This window comes from Streptomyces sp. NPDC054887, assembly GCF_053610585.1.
The window spans coordinates 89,658-108,523 of record NZ_JBSGYQ010000015.1; the positions used below are offsets into that span (position 1 = coordinate 89,658).

At 70.0% G+C, this 18,866-nt stretch carries 15 protein-coding genes; 6 read left to right on the forward strand and 9 right to left on the reverse strand.

Going from position 1 to position 18,866, the window contains the following annotated elements; genetic code table 11:
- Positions 1-336: 336 nt before the first annotated feature.
- The 3 genes from ACWGH0_RS11565 to dusB form a co-directional block, all read right to left on the reverse strand.
- A complete protein-coding gene (locus ACWGH0_RS11565; RefSeq protein WP_453403962.1) occupies positions 337-2,571 on the reverse strand; it encodes a hypothetical protein in 2,235 nt (744 codons plus the stop codon).
- A 560-nt stretch (positions 2,572-3,131) separates the two neighbouring features.
- Positions 3,132-5,870, reverse strand: a complete 2,739-nt coding sequence (gene ppdK, locus ACWGH0_RS11570; protein ID WP_453403963.1) for a pyruvate, phosphate dikinase — start codon at positions 5,868-5,870, stop codon at positions 3,132-3,134.
- 377 nt (positions 5,871-6,247) lie between these two features.
- Positions 6,248-7,387 carry a tRNA dihydrouridine synthase DusB gene (gene dusB, locus ACWGH0_RS11575; protein ID WP_453403964.1) on the reverse strand — a complete coding sequence of 380 codons (1,140 nt, stop codon included), beginning with the start codon at positions 7,385-7,387 and terminating at the stop codon, positions 6,248-6,250.
- A 52-nt stretch (positions 7,388-7,439) separates the two neighbouring features.
- Between dusB and ACWGH0_RS11580 the strand changes: the two genes are divergently transcribed.
- Positions 7,440-8,891 (forward strand): MFS transporter, encoded by a 1,452-nt coding sequence (locus ACWGH0_RS11580; protein ID WP_453403965.1) that lies wholly within the window; start codon positions 7,440-7,442, stop codon positions 8,889-8,891.
- Between the two features lie 120 nt (positions 8,892-9,011).
- Here ACWGH0_RS11580 and ACWGH0_RS11585 read toward each other — a convergent pair whose 3' ends face one another.
- Together ACWGH0_RS11585 and ACWGH0_RS11590 are read right to left on the reverse strand one after the other, a co-directional pair.
- Positions 9,012-9,233 carry a DUF6243 family protein gene (locus ACWGH0_RS11585; protein ID WP_453403966.1) on the reverse strand — a complete coding sequence of 74 codons (222 nt, stop codon included), beginning with the start codon at positions 9,231-9,233 and terminating at the stop codon, positions 9,012-9,014.
- 248 nt (positions 9,234-9,481) lie between these two features.
- Complete coding sequence (locus tag ACWGH0_RS11590) at positions 9,482-10,867, reverse strand: glycine--tRNA ligase (RefSeq protein WP_453403967.1); 1,386 nt, start codon at positions 10,865-10,867, stop codon at positions 9,482-9,484.
- 167 nt (positions 10,868-11,034) lie between these two features.
- On the opposite strand from ACWGH0_RS11590, the gene ACWGH0_RS11595 reads away from it, so the two are divergent.
- The 4 genes from ACWGH0_RS11595 (at position 11,035) to ACWGH0_RS11610 (ending at position 14,254) form a co-directional block, all read left to right on the forward strand.
- Positions 11,035-12,042 carry a metal ABC transporter substrate-binding protein gene (locus ACWGH0_RS11595; RefSeq protein ID WP_453403968.1) on the forward strand — a complete coding sequence of 336 codons (1,008 nt, stop codon included), beginning with the start codon at positions 11,035-11,037 and terminating at the stop codon, positions 12,040-12,042.
- Positions 12,043-12,077: 35 nt separating this feature from the next.
- The gene (locus tag ACWGH0_RS11600) at positions 12,078-12,851 is read left to right on the forward strand and encodes a metal ABC transporter ATP-binding protein (RefSeq protein WP_453403969.1); all 774 of its coding nucleotides are present in this window, start codon (positions 12,078-12,080) and stop codon (positions 12,849-12,851) included.
- A gap of 2 nt (positions 12,852-12,853) precedes the next feature.
- A complete protein-coding gene (locus ACWGH0_RS11605; RefSeq protein ID WP_453403970.1) occupies positions 12,854-13,768 on the forward strand; it encodes a metal ABC transporter permease in 915 nt (304 codons plus the stop codon).
- A 66-nt stretch (positions 13,769-13,834) separates the two neighbouring features.
- Entirely contained in the window at positions 13,835-14,254 is a 420-nt protein-coding gene (locus tag ACWGH0_RS11610) for a Fur family transcriptional regulator (protein WP_344497441.1), read from the forward strand.
- 78 nt (positions 14,255-14,332) lie between these two features.
- On the opposite strand, the gene ACWGH0_RS11615 is transcribed toward ACWGH0_RS11610, so the two are convergent.
- Genes ACWGH0_RS11615 through recO form a run of 3 tightly spaced genes read right to left on the reverse strand, consistent with a single transcriptional unit; the run spans position 14,333 to position 16,499 of the window.
- Positions 14,333-14,860 (reverse strand): YcxB family protein, encoded by a 528-nt coding sequence (locus ACWGH0_RS11615; protein ID WP_453403971.1) that lies wholly within the window; start codon positions 14,858-14,860, stop codon positions 14,333-14,335.
- Positions 14,861-14,904: 44 nt separating this feature from the next.
- Entirely contained in the window at positions 14,905-15,732 is an 828-nt protein-coding gene (locus ACWGH0_RS11620; RefSeq protein ID WP_453403972.1) for an isoprenyl transferase, read from the reverse strand.
- A 20-nt stretch (positions 15,733-15,752) separates the two neighbouring features.
- Positions 15,753-16,499, reverse strand: coding sequence for a DNA repair protein RecO (gene recO, locus ACWGH0_RS11625; RefSeq protein ID WP_453403973.1), 747 nt, complete (start codon positions 16,497-16,499; stop codon positions 15,753-15,755).
- 159 nt (positions 16,500-16,658) lie between these two features.
- Between recO and ACWGH0_RS11630 the strand changes: the two genes are divergently transcribed.
- Entirely contained in the window at positions 16,659-18,029 is a 1,371-nt protein-coding gene (locus tag ACWGH0_RS11630; RefSeq protein WP_453403974.1) for an FAD-dependent oxidoreductase, read from the forward strand.
- 25 nt (positions 18,030-18,054) lie between these two features.
- Here ACWGH0_RS11630 and ACWGH0_RS11635 read toward each other — a convergent pair whose 3' ends face one another.
- Entirely contained in the window at positions 18,055-18,759 is a 705-nt protein-coding gene (locus ACWGH0_RS11635; protein WP_453403975.1) for a TerB family tellurite resistance protein, read from the reverse strand.
- Positions 18,760-18,866: the final 107 nt, after the last annotated feature.

Here is an 18,866-nt window from a genome sequence, read left to right on the forward strand (position 1 = left end):
GGAGTCACCGGAAAGGTTCAGCGAAGGCCGTGGGGGGCTTTGCTGGGTCTGGCGGCGGTCGGCGAAGGTAGCGGCTCAGTGTCCGACGAGGTATCAGGATGTGGTCGCCGGGTGGGGATCCGGCGACCGCATCCTGCCTCGTTCCGGGAAAAGTGGCGGAATTCAACTGCTGCCGCCGCGTTGTTCAAACGCGTACAGCTGAGCTCCCCGGCTAATCCCGAGGTCATTTGCCGCCCCATGAACGCACACGTTCGCACACATCGGCAACGCCTCGGCCGGCCGCCGGCGGGTGTGCCCCAGGGGTGTCACAGGGGGCCGCCGGGCTCCGGTGAGGGGTCAGGAAGGCTCCGCCAGGTCTTCGACGGCCTCCGGCAGGGTCCGCAGCGTGGTGATCGTGCGGGTCAGCCGGAGCACCGCGTCGTCGGCCTGCCGACGGGTCAGCGCGCGGCCCCCCGCCTCGTCGCGCGCCCGTTCCGACAGGCGCCGCACCGAGTCGGCGACCGCGGTCGCGTCGCCGAGGAGCCGCCGCAGACGTTCCTCCAGGTCGTACGCCGAATCCGCCAGGGTTGCCGCGCTCGCGCCCGCACCACCGGCCGGCTCCACGGCATCCGCGTCCGCGCTCCCGGCCGGGGCGGTCACCGCCGTCGCCGACGGGGCGGTCGGGTTCGGCGTCGGCCACAGGGCCGGCGCGGCCGGGACCGCGCTCGGAGCGGAGGCGGCGCTCGCGGCGGGAGCTACGGAAGTGGCGGGAGCGGCGGAAGCCCAGTTGCCGCCGCGCGGCGGGGGGACCGCGTGCTTCCGCGGCCGCATCCCGGTCTCCTTGGGGAAGTTCAGGTCGAACCAGAGCGGAGTCATCCTCTCGTTCGGCAGCACCGTCCCCGAGCCGCTGACCCGCCACGGCGGCCGGTCGCCCTCGTCCATCGCGGCGGCGAGCTCCCGCAGCAGCCCGACGGCCATGCGCCTGCTCCTCTCGTGGCGCAGCGCCTGGAGGCAGTTGGTGACCGACCGCCGCACCCTGCTGACCTTCTCGCCCGCGTCGTTCAGGGCCTGCTGGCCGGCGAGCGATCCCCGGTCCGCGTCGATGATGTCGAAGGCGGCCAGCCAGTGCGCGGCCCGGTAGGTGACGAGTTCGTCGAAGGCGGCGTCATCGCTGTCCGCGGCCGCCAGCAGTTCGCCCAGTGGGCGGCCGGAGAGATCGAACCCGTCACGCGCCTTGGTGGTGAAGATCTCTCCGATGCGTGGGTTCCAGGGCTCGGGATAGCTCTCGGAGGTGAGGGCGGACCAGGTGCGGGCCCGCTGGTTGATCTCGGGCCCCTTGAGCTGGGACGGCGGGGACTCGCTGAGCACCCGGCGCAGCAGCAGGCGCTTGCGCTGGTCCTTGGGGAACAGTTCGTCCAGCAGCCGCATGGAGCGCAGATCCCGGAGCTCGGAGACCGACATGCCCGCGGAGGCGCCCGGCAGGTCCCGGACGGGCGCCAGGCCGGACAGCACCTCCGCCGTCCTCTCGTCGAGCACGCCCTGCGCCACGTACATGCCCAGTACGCTCCGGCCCAGCGCCCGGGAGCGGTCGTTGGCGTCGAATTCCAGCGGCGGGTGGACGTGGTCGCGCCTGTTGCTCATCTGCACGATCCGGTAGAGCCGCTGCGGTGTTTCCGTTCCGATCACCAAATGCGCGTCGACCACGGCGACGGACGCCGCTCTCCGCGCCCGGGAAGCGTTCTGCGGATGCTCGTCCTCGGGCGCCTGGGCATGCTCCTTGTTGAGGATTTCCGAGAACTCGGCGAGCCAGCGGCCGGGTTCCAGAACAACATCCTTCCCACTGCGCCCAAGTTTCGCAGCCGGAACACCGGTGAGCACGTCGGTGGAAGTCAGTCCGAAGATCTCATGCCGCTTCTGCGTCCGGTTGTTTCCCCGTACGGCCATCCATCCCCAGTATTCGGCCGGGTGCAGTGGATTGCCGTCCTCGTCGACTTCCGGCTTCTCCTCCAGCCGCACCATTTGCGGAACGTACATTCCCGGTTCCTGTTGCCCGTTGAGAACGAGATCTTCCAGCAGGTCGTACGGACGGACTTTGTCGCGCTTGCGCAACTCGTCGGAGGTCTCCTCGACATTGATGACGAGCGACTGCCGGTTCCACGCGGAACTCTCCAGGGCGGCGAAGATCTTCCCCTGGCCGTGACCGTCGGACCCCCGCCACGGGCGCACGGGGGTCAGCGACTTCTTGGTCTCGCGGTCGACCGTCGGGTCGGCCGGGGTGCGCCAGATCGAACTGATCCGTTCGTTGTGCCCCCAGACGACTCCCCCGGCGCCGTGCATGCGTACGACGGCGATGACCATGTCGCCCGCCTCCGTCCGCACGCGACGCACGGCACCGCCCTTGAGGGTGCGCACACCCTGGGCGTCGGGTTCACTCAGGGTCAGCTCTGGATCGACGATGAACGGAGCGACGTTCTCCAGTGCGGCGAGAGGGACGTTGACTCCCGGCGTAGCCAACACCGCCTGCGCCCACGCCTTCTGCCGCTCCGCGGAAACCGGCAACGGAAATGGCCCGTCGACATGCAACTCGCCCATATTGACACCTCATACGATCATTCTTGATCACGGAACACGTCGACAAGCCACTTGACGAGACTTTGCAGCGGCCAGATTCTCTTCCGCGCCGTTCTGCACAGAATTTCGCCATAGGGACGCACTCCGGTCGGCGCCGACACTCAACGTTCGACGTTCGACGTTCGACGTTCGACGTTCGACGTTCGACGTTCGACGTTCGACGTTCGACGTTCGACGTTCGACGTTCGACGTTCGACGTTCGACCAAGGGTGCTTTGTTAACGGGCACCAGCATGGTCATCACACTGCCCCTCCGCCAGCGCGCGACGGAAAGTGACCGCGAATGATCAACGCGGGCTAGCAGAAGTCGATTTCGCCGTCATGCCGCAGCTATTACGCGCATGTCACGGCGCATTGTGTGCGCTTAGGAAAAACAACAACCCGAGCGACGCACGCCTGAGAAACGAAAAAGAGGGCGGCACCCTCTCGCGAAGGTGCCGCCCTCTTCGGGGCGCCGGAGCCGCCGTCGAACCCCCCGACCGGGGTTGACTAATGGCGGCTCCGGTGATATGGGACCGCTTCTCAGCGGCTGTCGGAGCCCGTGGACTGCGCCGCGGCGCGGCCCGCCTCCAGACGCGCGACCGGGATCCGGAAGGGCGAGCAGGACACGTAGTCCAGGCCGACCTCGTGGAAGAAGTGCACCGACTCCGGGTCGCCGCCGTGCTCGCCGCAGACGCCGAGCTTCAGGTCGGGGCGCGTGGCGCGGCCCGCCTCGACGGCGGAGCGCACGAGCGCGCCGACGCCGTCCCGGTCGATCGTCTCGAACGGGGAGACCCCGAAGATGCCCTTCTCCAGGTACGCCGTGAAGAAGCTCGCCTCGACGTCGTCGCGGGAGAAGCCCCACACGGTCTGGGTGAGGTCGTTCGTGCCGAAGGAGAAGAACTGCGCGGCCTCGGCGATCTGGCCGGCGGTCAGGGCGGCGCGCGGCAGCTCGATCATCGTGCCGATGGTCAGCTTGAGGTTCGTGCCGGTCGCGGCCTCGACCTCCGCGATGACCTGGTCGGCCTCCTCGCGGACGATCTCCAGCTCCTGGACGGTGCCGACGAGCGGGATCATGATCTCCGCACGCGGGTCGCCCTTGGCGTTCTTGCGGTGCGCCGCCGCCTCGGCGATGGCGCGGACCTGCATCGCGAACAGACCCGGGATGACGAGGCCCAGACGTACACCGCGCAGACCCAGCATCGGGTTCTGCTCGTGCAGCTTGTGCACGGCCTGGAGCAGGCGCAGGTCGTTCTCGTTGTGGTCCTTGCGGGACTCGGCGAGGGCGACGCGCACCGACAGCTCGGTGATGTCGGGGAGGAACTCGTGCAGCGGCGGGTCGAGCAGCCGCACGGTCACCGGCAGCCCGTCCATCGACTCGAACAGCTCGATGAAGTCGGCCTTCTGGAGCGGCAGCAGCGCGCCGAGCGCCTGCTCGCGCTCGTCGTCCGTGTCGGCCAGGATCAGCCGCTCGACGAGCTCGCGGCGCTCGCCGAGGAACATGTGCTCCGTGCGGCACAGGCCGATGCCCTGGGCGCCGAAGCGGCGGGCCCGCGCGGCGTCCTCGGCGTTGTCCGCGTTGGCGCGCACGCGCAGGCGGCGGACCCGGTCGGCGTACGCCATGATCCGGTGCACGGCGGCGACCAGTTCGTCGGCGTCGTCGGCGCCCGCGTGCATGCGGCCCTCGAAGTACTCGACGACCGGGGACGGTACGACGGGTACCTCACCGAGGTAGACCTTGCCGGTGGAGCCGTCGATGGAGACGACGTCGCCCTCCTCGACGACGATCCCGCCGGGGGCCGTCAGCCGGCGGCGCTTGGTGTCGACCTCGATCTCCTCGGCGCCGCAGACACAGGTCTTGCCCATGCCGCGCGCCACGACGGCGGCGTGCGAGGTCTTGCCGCCGCGCGAGGTCAGGATGCCCTCGGCGGCGATCATGCCGTCGAGGTCGTCGGGGTTCGTCTCGCGGCGGATGAGGATGACCTTCTCGCCGGAGCGCGACCACTTGACGGCCGTGTACGAGTCGAAGACCGCCTTGCCGACCGCCGCGCCCGGGGAGGCGGCGATGCCGCGGCCGAGCTTCTCGGTCTTCGCGTCCTCGTCGAAGCGCGGGAACATCAGCTGCGCGAGCTGCGCGCCGTTGACGCGCTGGAGCGCCTCCGCCTCGTCGATGAGCCCCTGGTCGACGAGCTGCGTGGCGATGCGGAACGCGGCGCCCGCGGTGCGCTTGCCGACGCGGGTCTGGAGCATCCAGAGCTGGCCGCGCTCGATCGTGAACTCGATGTCGCAGAGATCCTTGTAGTGGGTCTCCAGCGTCTCCATGATCTGCATCAGCTGGTCGTACGACGCCTTGTCGATGTTCTCGAGGTCGGCGAGCGGCACGGTGTTGCGGATACCGGCGACGACGTCCTCGCCCTGCGCGTTCTGCAGGTAGTCGCCGTAGACGCCCTGGTGGCCGCTGGCGGGGTCGCGGGTGAAGGCGACGCCGGTGCCGGAGTCGGGGCCGAGGTTGCCGAAGACCATGGAACAGATGTTGACGGCCGTGCCCAGGTCGCCGGGGATGCGCTCCTGGCGGCGGTACAGCTTCGCGCGGTCGGTGTTCCACGAGTCGAAGACCGCGTTTATGGCGAGGTCCATCTGCTCGCGCGGGTCCTGCGGGAAGTCGCGTCCGGCCTCGTCGGAGACGATCTTCTTGAACTTGCGGACCAGCTTCTTGAGGTCGGCCGCCTCCAGGTCGGTGTCGACCGCGACCTTCTTGGCGTGCTTGGCCTGCTCCAGCGCCTCTTCGAAGAGTTCGCCGTCGACGCCGAGGACCGTCTTGCCGAACATCTGGATGAGGCGCCGGTAGGAGTCCCACGCGAAGCGCTCGTCGCCGGACTGCTTGGCGAGGCCGGTGACCGACTTGTCGGAGAGCCCGATGTTCAGGACGGTGTCCATCATGCCGGGCATCGAGAACTTGGCGCCCGAGCGGACGGAGACGAGCAGGGGGTTGTCGGCCTGGCCGAGCCTCTTGCCCATCTTCTGCTCCAGGGCGTCGAGGTGCGCGCTGACCTCGGCCCGCAGGGCCTCCGGCGCCTCGCCGCTGTCGAGGTAGACCTTGCACGCCTCGGTGGTGATCGTGAAGCCCGGAGGGACGGGCAGCCCGAGGTTGGTCATCTCGGCGAGGTTGGCACCCTTGCCGCCCAGCAGGTCCTTGAGGTTCCTGTTGCCTTCGGTGAAGTCATAAACGAACTTCTGACCCTCCGGCGCGGTGGCTACCTGGGGTTCTTTGTTTTCCGACACGGGTCTCGACTCCTCGAGGACGCGGTGGCTGCCCTGACGGCCAGGAACATACCCAGATCGAAGGTGCCTGGGTACGTCCACCTGACTGTCATGCGGCCTTAACCACTCGTCCGCCAGCAGATCGAAAGTGGTCAACAGCTTCGGACCCGCCAAACCATTCATTCAAGTATTCAACTCATCACTACGCACCGCGACGGTTCCCGCGAGTCTGATCACCGGAGAGTGAGGGATGGTTTGATCGATCAAAACAAATAAAGGTGGCACCCAGTGCCACCTTTTGAGAGGTGCAACCCCGCCCGATGCGCTCATCTGAGCAATGACCGCATCAGGCGTGGCGAGGATCACTTCTCAGATGAGACCCTACCGAGACCGGAATCTCAGCCCCCGGACGTGTCCAGCTCCGCTTCCGCACTCACGGCGGAGCAGTCGTACGGGTCCTTCAGCCAGCCGTCCGGCAGGACAACCCGCCCATTGCCGGACGAACGACCCCGGGGCCCGTCCGCCCCGACCGGCCACGGCTGGTCCAGATCGAGCTCGCTCAAGTGAGCGTCCATTTCGTCCAGGGATGAGGAGATAGCAAGCTTCTTCCGCATCTCCGAACCCACGGAGAACCCCTTCAGGTACCAGGCGACGTGCTTACGGAAGTCAATGACCCCGCGTGCCTCGTCCCCGATCCACTCCCCGAGCAGCTGCGCGTGCCTGCGCATCACCGCGGCGACCTCCCGCAGCGTCGGGGCGGCGTACGCGCCCGTGCCCTCGAAGCCCGCCACCAGGTCGCCGAACAGCCACGGCCGCCCCAGGCACCCGCGCCCGACGACCACACCGTCGCAGCCGGTCTCGCCCATCATCCGCAGCGCGTCGTCGGCGGACCAGATGTCGCCGTTGCCGAGGACCGGGATCTCCGGGACGTGCTCCTTGAGGCGCGCGATGGCGTCCCAGTCGGCCGTCCCGCCGTAGTGCTCCGCCGCCGTCCGCCCGTGCAGGGCGATGGCCGTGACGCCCTCCTGCACCGCTATCCGTCCGGCGTCGAGGTAGGTGAGGTGGTCGTCGTCGATGCCCTTGCGCATCTTCATCGTCACCGGCAGCTCGCCCGCGTTGGACACGGCCTCGTTCAGGATGGCCCGCAGCAGCGGCCGCTTGTACGGGAGCGCCGAGCCGCCGCCCTTGCGCGTCACCTTGGGCACCGGGCAGCCGAAGTTCAGGTCGATGTGATCGGCCAGGTCCTCGTCCACGATCATGCGGACCGCCTTGCCGACCGTGACGGGATCCACGCCGTACAGCTGAATCGAGCGCGGTGTCTCCGTCGCGTCGAAGTGGACGAGCTGCATCGTCTTCTCGTTGCGCTCGACCAGCGCCCTCGTCGTGATCATCTCGCTGACGAACAGCCCCTTCCCGCCGGAGAACTCGCGGCACAGGGTGCGGAACGGGGCGTTGGTGATGCCGGCCATGGGCGCGAGCACCACCGGCGGCTGCACGGAGTGCGGGCCGATGGAGAGCATGGGGAGCGCGGTGGTCATGGCCCCATTGTCCCGTACGGCGGGAGTCGTTAGTGAGCCGTACTATCCGCGTATGCCCGAGCTCGGTCACCGGCGGCGGTTGCTGGTGCTGGCGATCTGCTGCATGAGCCTGCTGATCGTGAGCCTCGACAACACCGCACTGAACGTCGCCCTGCCCTCCATGCGCGCGGAACTCGGCGCCACGGTCGCCGGGATGCAGTGGGTGGTCGACGCGTACACACTCGTCCTCGCCTCGCTGCTGATGCTCGCCGGCTCCACCGCCGACCGCGTCGGGCGGCGCAGGGTCTTCCAGGCCGGTCTGGTGCTGTTCACGCTCGGCTCGCTGCTCTGCTCGCTCGCCCCGAGCCTGGGCGCGCTCGTCGCGTTCCGCATGGTCCAGGCCGTCGGCGGCTCGATGCTCAACCCGGTCGCCATGTCGATCATCACCAACACCTTCACCGAGCCGCGCGACCGGGCCCGCGCGATCGGCGTCTGGGGCGGTGTGGTCGGGATCTCCATGGCCGCGGGACCGCTGATCGGGGGCCTGCTGGTGGACGCCGTGGGCTGGCGGGCGATCTTCTGGGTCAACCTGCCGGTGGGACTCGCCGCACTGCTGCTGACGGCCCGCTACGTGCCCGAGTCGCGCGCCCCGAAGCCGCGCCGCGCGGACCCGGTGGGACAGCTGCTCGTCATCGCGCTCCTCGGCCCGCTCACGTACGCGATCATCGAGGCGCCCGTGGCGGGCTGGACCTCGCCGCCGATCCTGCTGTGCGCGGGCACGGCCGCGACGGCCCTTGTGGGCCTGCTCGTGTACGAACCGAGGCGGGCGGAGCCACTGATCGACCTGCGGTTCTTCCGCAGCGCGCCCTTCAGCGGGGCCACGGTGATCGCGGTGTGCGCGTTCGCGGCGCTCGGCGGGTTCCTCTTCGTGAACACGCTGTACCTCCAGGACGTGCGCGGGTTCTCCGCCCTGCACGCCGGGCTCTACATGCTGCCGATGGCGGGGCTGACCCTGGTCTGCGCCCCGCTCTCCGGACGCCTCGTCGGCAGCCGCGGCCCGCGGCTGCCGCTGCTGGTCGCCGGCGTCACGATGGCGGCGAGCGGCGTCCTGTTCGCGGCCTTCGAGGCGGAGACGTCCACGCCCCTGCTGTTCACCGGGTACGTGCTCTTCGGCCTCGGCTTCGGCATGGTGAACGCGCCGATCACCAACACCGCCGTGTCCGGCATGCCGCGCGCCCAGGCCGGCGTGGCCGCCGCCGTCGCCTCCACCAGCAGGCAGGTCGGCCAGACGCTGGGCGTCGCCGTCATCGGCGCGGTGCTCGCCGCCGGGGTGCACGGGCGCCCGTACGAAGCCGCCTTCGTCGCGGCGAGCGGGCCGGCCTGGTGGATCATCGCCGGCTGCGGACTGTGCGTACTGCTGGTGGGGGCGCTCACCAGTGGCCCCTGGGCCCTGCGGACGGCCGCCCGGGCGGCCGAGCGGCTGGCGGACTCCCCGGCGGGCCGGCAGGCGGGCGCGGTGCGCTGAGGCCGGACGAGCCGAGTCACCGACCGCCCGCCGACCCCGGAAGGACCCGTGGGCCCGGACCGCTGTGTGCGGTCCGGGCCCACGGGCCACTGCTCTGTGCCGCGGTACGTGCCGCTGACGTCAGCTCTGCGCGTCCTGGGCGTCCTGCGTGTCCTCGGCGGCAGCCTCGTCGCCCTCGGCGCCGCCCGTGCGCTCACGCATCTTGCGCAGCAGTTCCTGCTTGTGGTCGGACGCCAGCCTGCGGTCGGCGTTGCGCGTGGGGCCGTTGTCCGCGACCTCGGCGCGGGACATCCGCTTGCGCTGGCCGCCTACGCCGAGAAGGTTGTTGCGGCTCTTTGCCACGGGGTTCTCCCGATGTGGTGAGAAGTGATCTGCGGATTCGTCTGGTGGGGGGCGGACGTGGGATCCGCCGCGCGCTCACTCGTAGATCTGGAAGAACATGCATGCGACACTACCCGGCCCCGGGACCGCCGGGCACCAGGTTTTCCGGCCGGACCGCCGTGGCGGCACGGCCCCGCGCCCGCGTGCGCGGCGCCCGAAGGCCCCGGCTCCGCTGGGCGGAACCGGGGCCTTCGGAACGTACGAGCGGGTCAGCAGCCGAGGAGGCGGCCGCCCAGGTACGACTGGATCTGGTCCAGCGAGACGCGCTCCTGCTTCATGGTGTCGCGCTCGCGCACCGTCACCGCGTTGTCGTCGAGGGTGTCGAAGTCGACGGTCACGCAGAACGGGGTACCGATCTCGTCCTGACGGCGGTAGCGGCGGCCGATGGCGCCCGCGTCGTCGAACTCGATGTTCCAGTTCTTGCGCAGGTCCGTCGCCAGGCCCTTGGCCTTCGGCGACAGCTGCGGGTTGCGGGACAGCGGCAGCACCGCGACCTTGACCGGCGCGAGGCGCGGGTCGAGGCGCATGACGGTGCGCTTCTCCATGACGCCCTTGGCGTTGGGCGCCTCGTCCTCGTTGTACGCGTCCAGCATGAAGGCGAGCATGGCGCGGTTCACGCCGGCCGCCGGCTCGATGACGTACGGGGTGTAGCGCTCGCCGGCCTCCTGGTCGAAGAACGACAGGTCCTGGCCCGACGCCTTGGAGTGCGCCTTGAGGTCGAAGTCCGTGCGGTTGGCCACGCCCTCCAGCTCGGAGAACTCGCTGCCGCCGAAGTTGAAGCGGTACTCGATGTCCGCCGTGCGCTTCGAGTAGTGCGAGAGCTTCTCCGCCGGGTGCTCGAACCAGCGCATGTTCTCCTCACGGAGACCAAGCTCGCGGTACCAGCTCCAGCGCTGCTCCATCCAGTATTCCTGCCACTGCTCGTCCTCGCCCGGCTTGACGAAGAACTCCATCTCCATCTGCTCGAACTCGCGCGTGCGGAAGATGAAGTTGCCCGGAGTGATCTCGTTCCGGAAGGACTTGCCCATCTGCGCGATGCCGAACGGCGGCTTCTTGCGCGAAGTCTGCTGCACCTGGGCGAAGTTGGTGAAGATGCCCTGCGCGGTCTCGGGACGCAGGAAGGCGCGGGAGCCGGTGTCCTGGGTCGGGCCGAGGTGCGTCTCCAGCATGCCGGAGAACTGCTTGGGCTCGGTGAACTGGCCCTTGGTTCCGCAGTTCGGGCAGTTGACGTCGGCAAGGCCGTTCTCGGGGGCACGGCCGTTGTGCTTGGCCTCGTACGCCTCGATCAGGTGGTCCGCGCGGTGGCGCTTGTGGCACGCGGTGCACTCGGTGAGCGGGTCGGAGAACGTCGCGACGTGACCGGACGCCTCCCACACCTCGGGGGCCAGGATCACCGAGGAGTCGAGACCGACGACGTCCTCGCGCGCGATGACCATGGAGCGCCACCACTGGCGCTTGATGTTCTCCTTGAGCTCGACACCCAGCGGTCCGTAGTCCCAGGCGGCCCGGGAGCCGCCGTAGATCTCACTGCACGGGTAGACGAAGCCACGGCGCTTGCTCAGGCTGACGATGGTGTCGATCTTGTCGGCGGCCACGGTGCTCTCTTCATTACGACGACGACGAACGCGAATGATTCAGATTACCGGCGCTCGTACCCCCCGGATCAAATCGGTACCGGGGTAAGGGACGCGACCGGTCCCCGGGCTCACGTCACACCGACCATTATTGACAATCGTTTCCAATTTTGTTGAAAATGGGAGTCATGAACGTACGACGCCGCCTCATACCCACCGCCGCTGCCGCCGGAGCCGTCGCGCTCGGCCTCACGGCCGTCACCGCCTGCGGTTCCTCCGCCGGAACCGCCGCGAAGAACGGCGACGGCAAGCTCGACGTGGTGACGTCGTTCTACCCGCTCCAGTATCTGGCGGAGGAGATAGGCGGCGACCACGTCGCCGTATCGACCCTCACGAAGCCCGGCGTGGAGCCGCACGACCTGGAGCTCAGCCCGAAGCAGACCGCCGGACTCGGCGAAGCGGGCGTCATCTTCTACCTCAAGGGCCTCCAGCCCGCCGTCGACGAGGCGGTCGCGCAGTCCGGTGTGGAGAACACCGTCGACGCCGCCGGCCTCACCCACCTCGAAGAGCACAGCACCGAGACCGGCCCCGACGAGCACGCCGGCGAAGAGCACACGGACGAGCACGCCGGCGAGGAGCACGCCGAAGAAGAGGGCCACGACCACTCCGAGGCGGGCGGCGACCCGCACGTCTGGCTGGACCCCGTGAAGTACTCCGAGGTCGCCGAGGGCGTCGGCAAGGCGCTGGAGAAGGCCGACCCGGACAACGCCGCCGCGTACAAGAAGAACACCGCGGCCCTGGTCGGCAAGCTCGACGGCCTGCACGAGAAGTTCGAGAAGGGCCTGAAGAACACCGACACCCGGACGTTCATCACGACCCACGCGGCCTTCGGCTACCTCGCCGAGCGCTACGACCTCAAGCAGGAGGGCATCAGCGGCCTCGACCCCGACTCCGAGCCCAGCCTCTCCCGCATGAAGGACCTCCAGAAGACCGCCAAGGAGGACAAGGTCACCACGGTCTTCTTCGAGACGCTCGTCAGCGACAAGACGGCCAAGACCCTGGCGGGCGACACCGGCCTGCGCACCGACGTCCTGGACCCGCTGGAGGGAATCACGGACAAGTCCAAGGGCGCTGACTACATCGAGGTCATGGAGTCCAACCTCGCCGCGCTGGAGAAGGCCCTCGGCGCGAAGTGAAGCAGATCACCCCGGCACCATCGGAGGCGCGAGCCATGAAGTCTGAGCCACAGCAGCCCGTCATATCCCTGCGCGGCGCCACGGCCACCCTCGGCTCGCGCCCCGTGCTGCGCGGCGTCGACCTCGCCGTGCACCGGGGCGAGGTCGTGTCGCTGCTGGGCGCGAACGGCTCGGGCAAGTCGACGGCGGTGCGTTCCGTCATCGGCCAGGTGCCCCTCACCGGCGGCTCCGTGGAGCTCTTCGGTACCCCGCTGCGCCGCTTCCGCTCCTGGTCCCGCGTCGGGTACGTACCGCAGCGCACCACGGCCGCCGGCGGCGTTCCCGCCACCGTGCACGAGGTGGTCTCCTCCGGCCGTCTCTCCCGTGCGAAGCTGCGGTGGCCCACCAGGGCCGACCGCGCCGCCGTGCACCGCGCCATCGAACTCGTGGGCCTCGCGGACCGTGCCAAGGACTCCGTGAACGCCCTGTCCGGCGGCCAGCACCAGCGCGTGCTCATCGCGCGGGCGCTCGCCTCGGAGCCGGAGCTGCTGATCATGGACGAGCCGATGGCGGGCGTGGACCTCGCCAGCCAGGACATCCTCGCCGCGACCCTGCGCGAGCAGGTCGTCGCCGGTACGACCGTCCTGCTCGTCCTGCACGAACTGGGCGCACTGGAGCCACTGATCGACCGCGCGGTGGTCCTGCGCGACGGCTGCGTCACCCATGACGGGCCGCCCCCGGAGTCGCTGGGGCAGCACGCGCTGCCCGGCCACGACCACGTACACCCGCACTCGGACTCCGAGCGCGTCCGGACGGGACTGCTGACCTGATCATGGAAATCCTCGAAACAGCCTTCATGCAGCGGGCCCTGCTCGCCGCCGTCCTCGTCGGCATCACCGCCCCCGCCGTCGGCATCTACCTCGTACAGCGCCGCCAGGCCCTGATGGGCGACGGCATCGGCCACGTCGCCATGACCGGTGTCGGCCTCGGCTTCCTGCTGAGCGCCAACCCGGTGTGGATGGCCGCGCTCGTCTCGATCGCCGGCGCCGTCGCGATGGAACTGATCCGCTGGTACGGCCGCATGCGCGGCGACATGGCGCTGGCCATGCTGTTCTACGGCGGCATGGCGGGCGGCGTCCTGCTGATCAACCTCGCGCCGAACGGCTCGAACTCGAACCTGACCTCGTACCTCTTCGGCTCGCTGTCGACCGTCTCGGACGCGGACGTGGTCGCGATCTGCCTGCTGGCCGCCTTTGTGATGCTCGTCACGGTCGGTCTGCGGCGTCATCTCTTCGCGGTCAGCCAGGACGAGGAGTTCGCCCGCGTGACCGGTCTGCCGGTGCGCGCCCTGAACCTGCTGATCGCCGCCACCGCGGCGGTCACCGTCACCGTCGCGATGCGCGTCGTCGGACTCCTGCTGGTCAGCGCGCTGATGGTGGTGCCGGTGGCGGCGGCGCAGCAGATCACGCGGTCCTTCAAGGTCACGTTCGTCCTGGCCGTGGCCATCGGCACGGCCGTGACGCTGGCGGGCACGGTGACCTCGTACGAGTACGAGGTGCCGCCGGGCGCGACCATCGTCCTGCTCGCCATCGGCGTCTTCTTCCTGCTCACCGCGCTGGCGGCCCCGCTCGCCCGGCGCCGGGCCCGGGCCGTGGGCGGGGCGGAGGCCACCACGGCGGCCGCCTGTAGCGTGGAGGCGGACGGACTGCCGGACGGCTTCCGCCCCACCAACGGCGCCAAGGTCTGACCCGGCGGCCGGCGGCGACCTGGCAGAATGGCCCGGCATACGTACGGGCGACCAGAGGAGGCACCTGTGACCACTGCGGGAACCCCATCCCCGGTGCGTGGCCGGTCCACCCGGCAGCGGGCCGCCGTCGCGGCCGCGCTCGACGAGGTGGACGAGTTCCGCAGCGCGCAGGAGCTTCACGACATGCTCAAGCACCGGGGCGACTCGGTGGGGCTGACGACGGTCTACCGCACCCTTCAGTCACTCGCCGACGCCGGCGAGGTGGACGTGCTGCGCACCAGCGAGGGCGAGGCGGTGTACCGGCGCTGCTCCAGCGGTGAGCACCACCACCACCTGGTGTGCCGGGTGTGCGGCAAGGCCGTCGAGGTCGAGGGCCCGGCGGTCGAGAAGTGGGCGGAGGCCATCGCGGCCCAGCACGGGTACGTGAACGTGGCCCACACCGTGGAGATCTTCGGCACGTGCGTGGAGTGCGCCGCGAAGGTCTGAGACGTACGTGGGCGGGCCCGCGACCGGAAGTGTCCGGTCGCGGGCCCGCTCTCGTGCGCGCGTGCGCGTCCCGGGCCCTCAGAGCCGGCGCAGGTTGCGGTCGAGGACCGCGAGCAGCCGCTCCGCGCCGGCCGGGTCGCCGAGTCCTCGCTTGGGCAGGACCTCCACGCCCGCGGCGCCCGGGTCGGCGGCGAGCAGGACGACGTGGTCGCGGGTCTCCCGGTAGCCCCGGAAGAACGACCAGCGCATGGTCGCGGTGACGTACGCGCTGGCGGCCGACACGCCCGCGTCGGTGACCGTCGTACGGTATTCGCCCTGCCACGCCAGCGTGCGCAGCACCTGCCGGGCCTGGAGGCGCGGGACCGACCAGACGAACAGGGCGACCGGCCCGAACACGAGGACGTTCATCGCCCCGGCGCCGGCCGGTCTCACGGTCAGCAGCAGGCCGAGCCCCGCTGCCAGCGCGACGAGCGCCCACCGGAGCGCGTCGAGCCGCCGGACGCGGTCGCGCACCCGGATGCCCGCCGCGATGTCGCCGCGCGTCGGCCGGTAGGTCAGCTCGACGCTCCCGGCGGCCTGGACCGTGTCCCGCCCCTGATCATTCATGGGGCGGGATCCTAGCCACGCCGTCCGGGCGGGCGGGCACCGCCCTACATGCTGCCGGCGGCGAGCTGTTCCTCGTTGGGGACGGCTCCGCCGAAGCGGCGGTCGCGGGAGGCGTACTCGACGCAGGCGCGCCACAGGTCGCGGCGGTCGAAGTCGGGCCACAGGACGTCCTGGAAGACCATCTCGGCGTACGCGCTCTGCCAGATCAGGTAGTTGGAGGTGCGCTGCTCGCCGCTGGGGCGCACGAACAGGTCCACATCCGGCATGTCCGGGTAGTACATGTACTTGGCGAAGGTCTTCTCGTTGACCTTCGACGGGTCGAGCCTGCCCTCCGCGACGTCACGCGCGATCGCCTGCGCCGCGTCCGCGATCTCGGCACGCCCGCCGTAGTTGACGCAGAAGTAGAGCGTCATGGCGTCGTTGTCCTTGGTCTGCTCCTGCGCGACCTGGAGCTCCTGGACGACGGACTTCCACATCTTCGGCATGCGGCCGGTCCACCGGATGCGGATGCCGAGCTCGTCCATCTCGTCGCGGCGGCGGCGGATGACGTCCCGGTTGAAGTTCATCAGGAAGCGCACCTCCTCGGGCGAGCGCTTCCAGTTCTCGGTGGAGAAGGCGTACAGGGAGAGGTTCTTGACGCCCATCTCGAGGCAGCCCTTGAGCACGTCGAGCACGACGCCCTCGCCGACCTTGTGGCCCTCGGTGCGCGGCAGCCCGCGCTCCTTGGCCCAGCGGCCGTTGCCGTCCATGACGATCGCCACATGCTCCGGAACCAGCTCGCCGGGGATCTTCGGCGGCCGCGCACCGGACGGGTGCGGTTCCGGCGTCTTGTACTCGCGCCGGTTACGGCCCAGAATCCCGCGTCGTGCCATGAGTTTGCCTCTCCCTCGATTCACTTTTCCACATACCGCAGGGAGCGCAGCCCGCGCTCCAGGTGCCAGTGCAGATAGGCCGACACCAGTCCGCTGCCCTCCCGGACGTGCCGCGCCTCGCATCGGTCCGCCGTCTCCCAGTCCCCCGTCAGCAGCGCGCTGAGCAGTCCGACGGCCTCCGCCGAGGGTACGACGCTTCCGGGCACCCGGCAGTCGCCGCAGACGACCCCGCCGGCGGCGACGGAGAAGAACCGGTTCGGCCCGTGCAGCCCGCACCGCGCGCAGTCGTCGAAGCTCGGCGCGTACCCGTTGACGGCCAGCGAGCGCAGCAGGAAGGCGTCGAGGATGAGGTGGGGGGCGTGTTCGCCGCGGGCGAGCGTGCGCAGGCCGCCGACGAGCAGCAGGTACTGCTGCACGGCCGGTTCGCCCTCGTGGTCGGTGAACCGCTCGGCGGTCTCCAGCATCGCCGTGCCGGCGGTGTAGCGGGCGTAGTCCGTGACGATCCCGCCGCCGTAGGGGGCGATCGTCTCGCTCTGCGTGCACAGCGGCAGGCCGCGCCCGACGAGTTCGCTGCCCCGCGAGAAGAACTGCACGTCGACGTGCGAGAAGGGCTCCAGGCGCGCGCCGAACTTCGACTTGGTCCGCCGTACGCCCCGCGCGACGGCCCGTACGCGGCCGTGACCGCGGGTGAGCAGCGTGATGATCCGGTCCGCCTCACCCAGCTTCTGGGTGCGCAGCACGATGCCGTCGTCGCGGAACAGGGTCATGCGACCATTCTCGCCCACCGGGTACCCATCAAGGAGACCTTTGGGTGGTCATAAGAACTGCTTATGGGGTCATAGGTGGGGGTCGCGTACCTGTCCCGGCATTTCGTTGCCTAGGGTGACGCACGAGACAGTTGTCGCCACCCGAAGGGAAATCCCCCCATGCCCCGCCCCCTGAGGGTCGCGATCGTGGGCGCCGGCCCCGCCGGAATCTACGCCGCCGACGCCCTGCTGAAGTCCGACGCCGCGACCGACCCCGGGGTCTCCATCGACCTCTTCGAGCGCATGCCGGCGCCCTTCGGCCTCATCCGGTACGGCGTCGCCCCGGACCACCCCCGCATCAAGGGCATCGTCACGGCGCTGCACCAGGTGCTGGACAAGCCGCAGATCCGGCTCTTCGGCAACGTCGACTACCCGTCGGACATCGGCCTGGACGACCTGCGCGCCTTCTACGACGCGGTGATCTTCTCCACCGGCGCGAGCGCCGACCGGGCCATGGACATACCCGGCATCGACCTCGACGGCTCGTACGGCGCTGCCGACTTCGTCTCCTGGTACGACGGGCACCCGGACGTGCCGCGCACCTGGCCGCTCGACGCGGAGAAGGTGGCCGTCCTCGGCGTCGGCAACGTGGCGCTCGACGTGGCCCGCATCCTCGCGAAGACCGCCGACGAGCTGCTCCCGACCGAGATCCCGCCGAACGTGTACGACGGCCTCGCCGCGAACAGGGCCCGCGAGATCCACGTCTTCGGGCGGCGCGGGCCGGCGCAGGCGAAGTTCAGCCCGATGGAACTGCGCGAGCTCGACCACTCCCCCACCATCGAGGTCGTCGTCAACCCCGAGGACATCGACTACGACGACGGCAGCATCGCCACCCGCCGCGCCAACAAGCAGGCGGACATGGTCGCCAAGACGCTGGAGAACTGGGCGATCCGCGACATGGGCGACCGCCCCCACAAGCTCTTCCTGCACTTCTTCGAGTCGCCCACCGAGGTCGTCGGCGAGGACGGCAAGGTCGTGGGTCTGCGTACGGAGCGCACGCGGCTCGACGGCACGGGCAACGTCACGGGCACGGGCGAGACCCGGACCTGGGACGTGCAGGCCGTCTACCGCGCGGTCGGCTACCTCTCCGACGAACTGCCCAAGCTGCCCTTCGACTTCGTCACCGGCACCGTCCCGCACGAGGGCGGCCGCGTGATCGAGGCGGGCGAACACGTCCCGTCGACGTACGTCACCGGGTGGATCAAGCGCGGCCCCGTCGGCCTCATCGGCCACACCAAGGGCGACGCCAACGAGACCGTGGCGAACCTGCTGGAGGACCACGGGGCGGGCCGCCTGCCGGCTCCCGCCGCGCCCGGGGAGGACGCCGTGGTGGACTTCCTCGCGGGCAAGGGCGTCGCCTACACGACGTGGGAGGGCTGGCACCGCCTCGACAGCGCGGAGCGCGCGCTCGGCGAGGCCGAGGGCCGCGAGCGCGTGAAGATCGTCGAGCGCGAGGCCATGCTGAAGGCGAGCGAGGCGCCGCAGGGCTGATCCGGGCGGACGGGCCCGGCCCGCCTCACGACGGGGTGCGCGCCGTCGACAGCAGCCGGGCCGTGTCCTCCGGGCGGATCAGCAGCGCGCCGCCGACGATCGCCAGCACCTCGCGCTCGGCGGCGCTGTACGGGCCGTCGGCGAGCGCGATCCGCGCGCCTTGGAGCAGGATCGATTCGCGGCCGGCGGACGCGAGGTGCGGGGCCAGCGGTTCGAGCGCCTCGTGCAGTTCGATGGCGAGCGCGGCGCCGCAGGGGTCGGCGGGGTCCGGAGCCCCCTCGTACGCCCCCAGAAGGCGTCCGGTGTCGGCCGCGAGGGCGTCGACGAGGGTGGTGAGCCGGTCCTCGGTGCAGTCGTCGAACCCGGCGGCCCGGACGGCCTGCACGGCGGTCACCCGGGCCGTACGGGAGGACGTGCCGCCGGCGGCGAGGACGGCGAGGGCCACGGTGTGGACGGCGTCGCGCAGCATCGCGGCGAGGCGGACGGTGGTGGGGTGGTCCAGCGCCTCGGTGCCGAAATGGCCCTGACAGGCCGCGCATTCGACGACCGGGCCGACGTCGCCCCGCGACAGGAGCGGGACGCCGAGCACGGTGAAGCGTCTGCGGCCCGTACGCCGCCGGTAGTTGCGGTCGCCGCCGCAGCCGGGGCAGAAGAAGTCACCGTCGCCGACGGTGTTCCATGCGGTGCGAATGCCCCATACACATCGTTTCTGCCCTCGGGTTTGCAGCACGTCGCACCTCCGTAACGCTCCGGCAACGCTGCCGTGTTGCCGTGATGTTAGCCACATCCGTGATGTCACGTCAGCACCCTCGCGGTGCCGGAGCCACGCGAAAGGCC

Coding starts and splice junctions, on each gene's coding strand:
- ACWGH0_RS11595 (WP_453403968.1), top strand. CDS start 11,035: ATGAACGTACGACGCCGCCTCATACCCACCGCCGCTGCCGCCGGAGCC.
- ACWGH0_RS11600 (WP_453403969.1), top strand. CDS start 12,078: ATGAAGTCTGAGCCACAGCAGCCCGTCATATCCCTGCGCGGCGCCACG.
- ACWGH0_RS11630 (WP_453403974.1), top strand. CDS start 16,659: ATGCCCCGCCCCCTGAGGGTCGCGATCGTGGGCGCCGGCCCCGCCGGA.
- ACWGH0_RS11565 (WP_453403962.1), bottom strand. CDS start 2,571: ATGGGCGAGTTGCATGTCGACGGGCCATTTCCGTTGCCGGTTTCCGCG.
- ACWGH0_RS11580 (WP_453403965.1), top strand. CDS start 7,440: ATGCCCGAGCTCGGTCACCGGCGGCGGTTGCTGGTGCTGGCGATCTGC.
- ACWGH0_RS11615 (WP_453403971.1), bottom strand. CDS start 14,860: ATGAATGATCAGGGGCGGGACACGGTCCAGGCCGCCGGGAGCGTCGAG.
- ACWGH0_RS11620 (WP_453403972.1), bottom strand. CDS start 15,732: ATGGCACGACGCGGGATTCTGGGCCGTAACCGGCGCGAGTACAAGACG.
- dusB (WP_453403964.1), bottom strand. CDS start 7,387: ATGACCACCGCGCTCCCCATGCTCTCCATCGGCCCGCACTCCGTGCAG.
- ACWGH0_RS11605 (WP_453403970.1), top strand. CDS start 12,854: ATGGAAATCCTCGAAACAGCCTTCATGCAGCGGGCCCTGCTCGCCGCC.
- recO (WP_453403973.1), bottom strand. CDS start 16,499: ATGACCCTGTTCCGCGACGACGGCATCGTGCTGCGCACCCAGAAGCTG.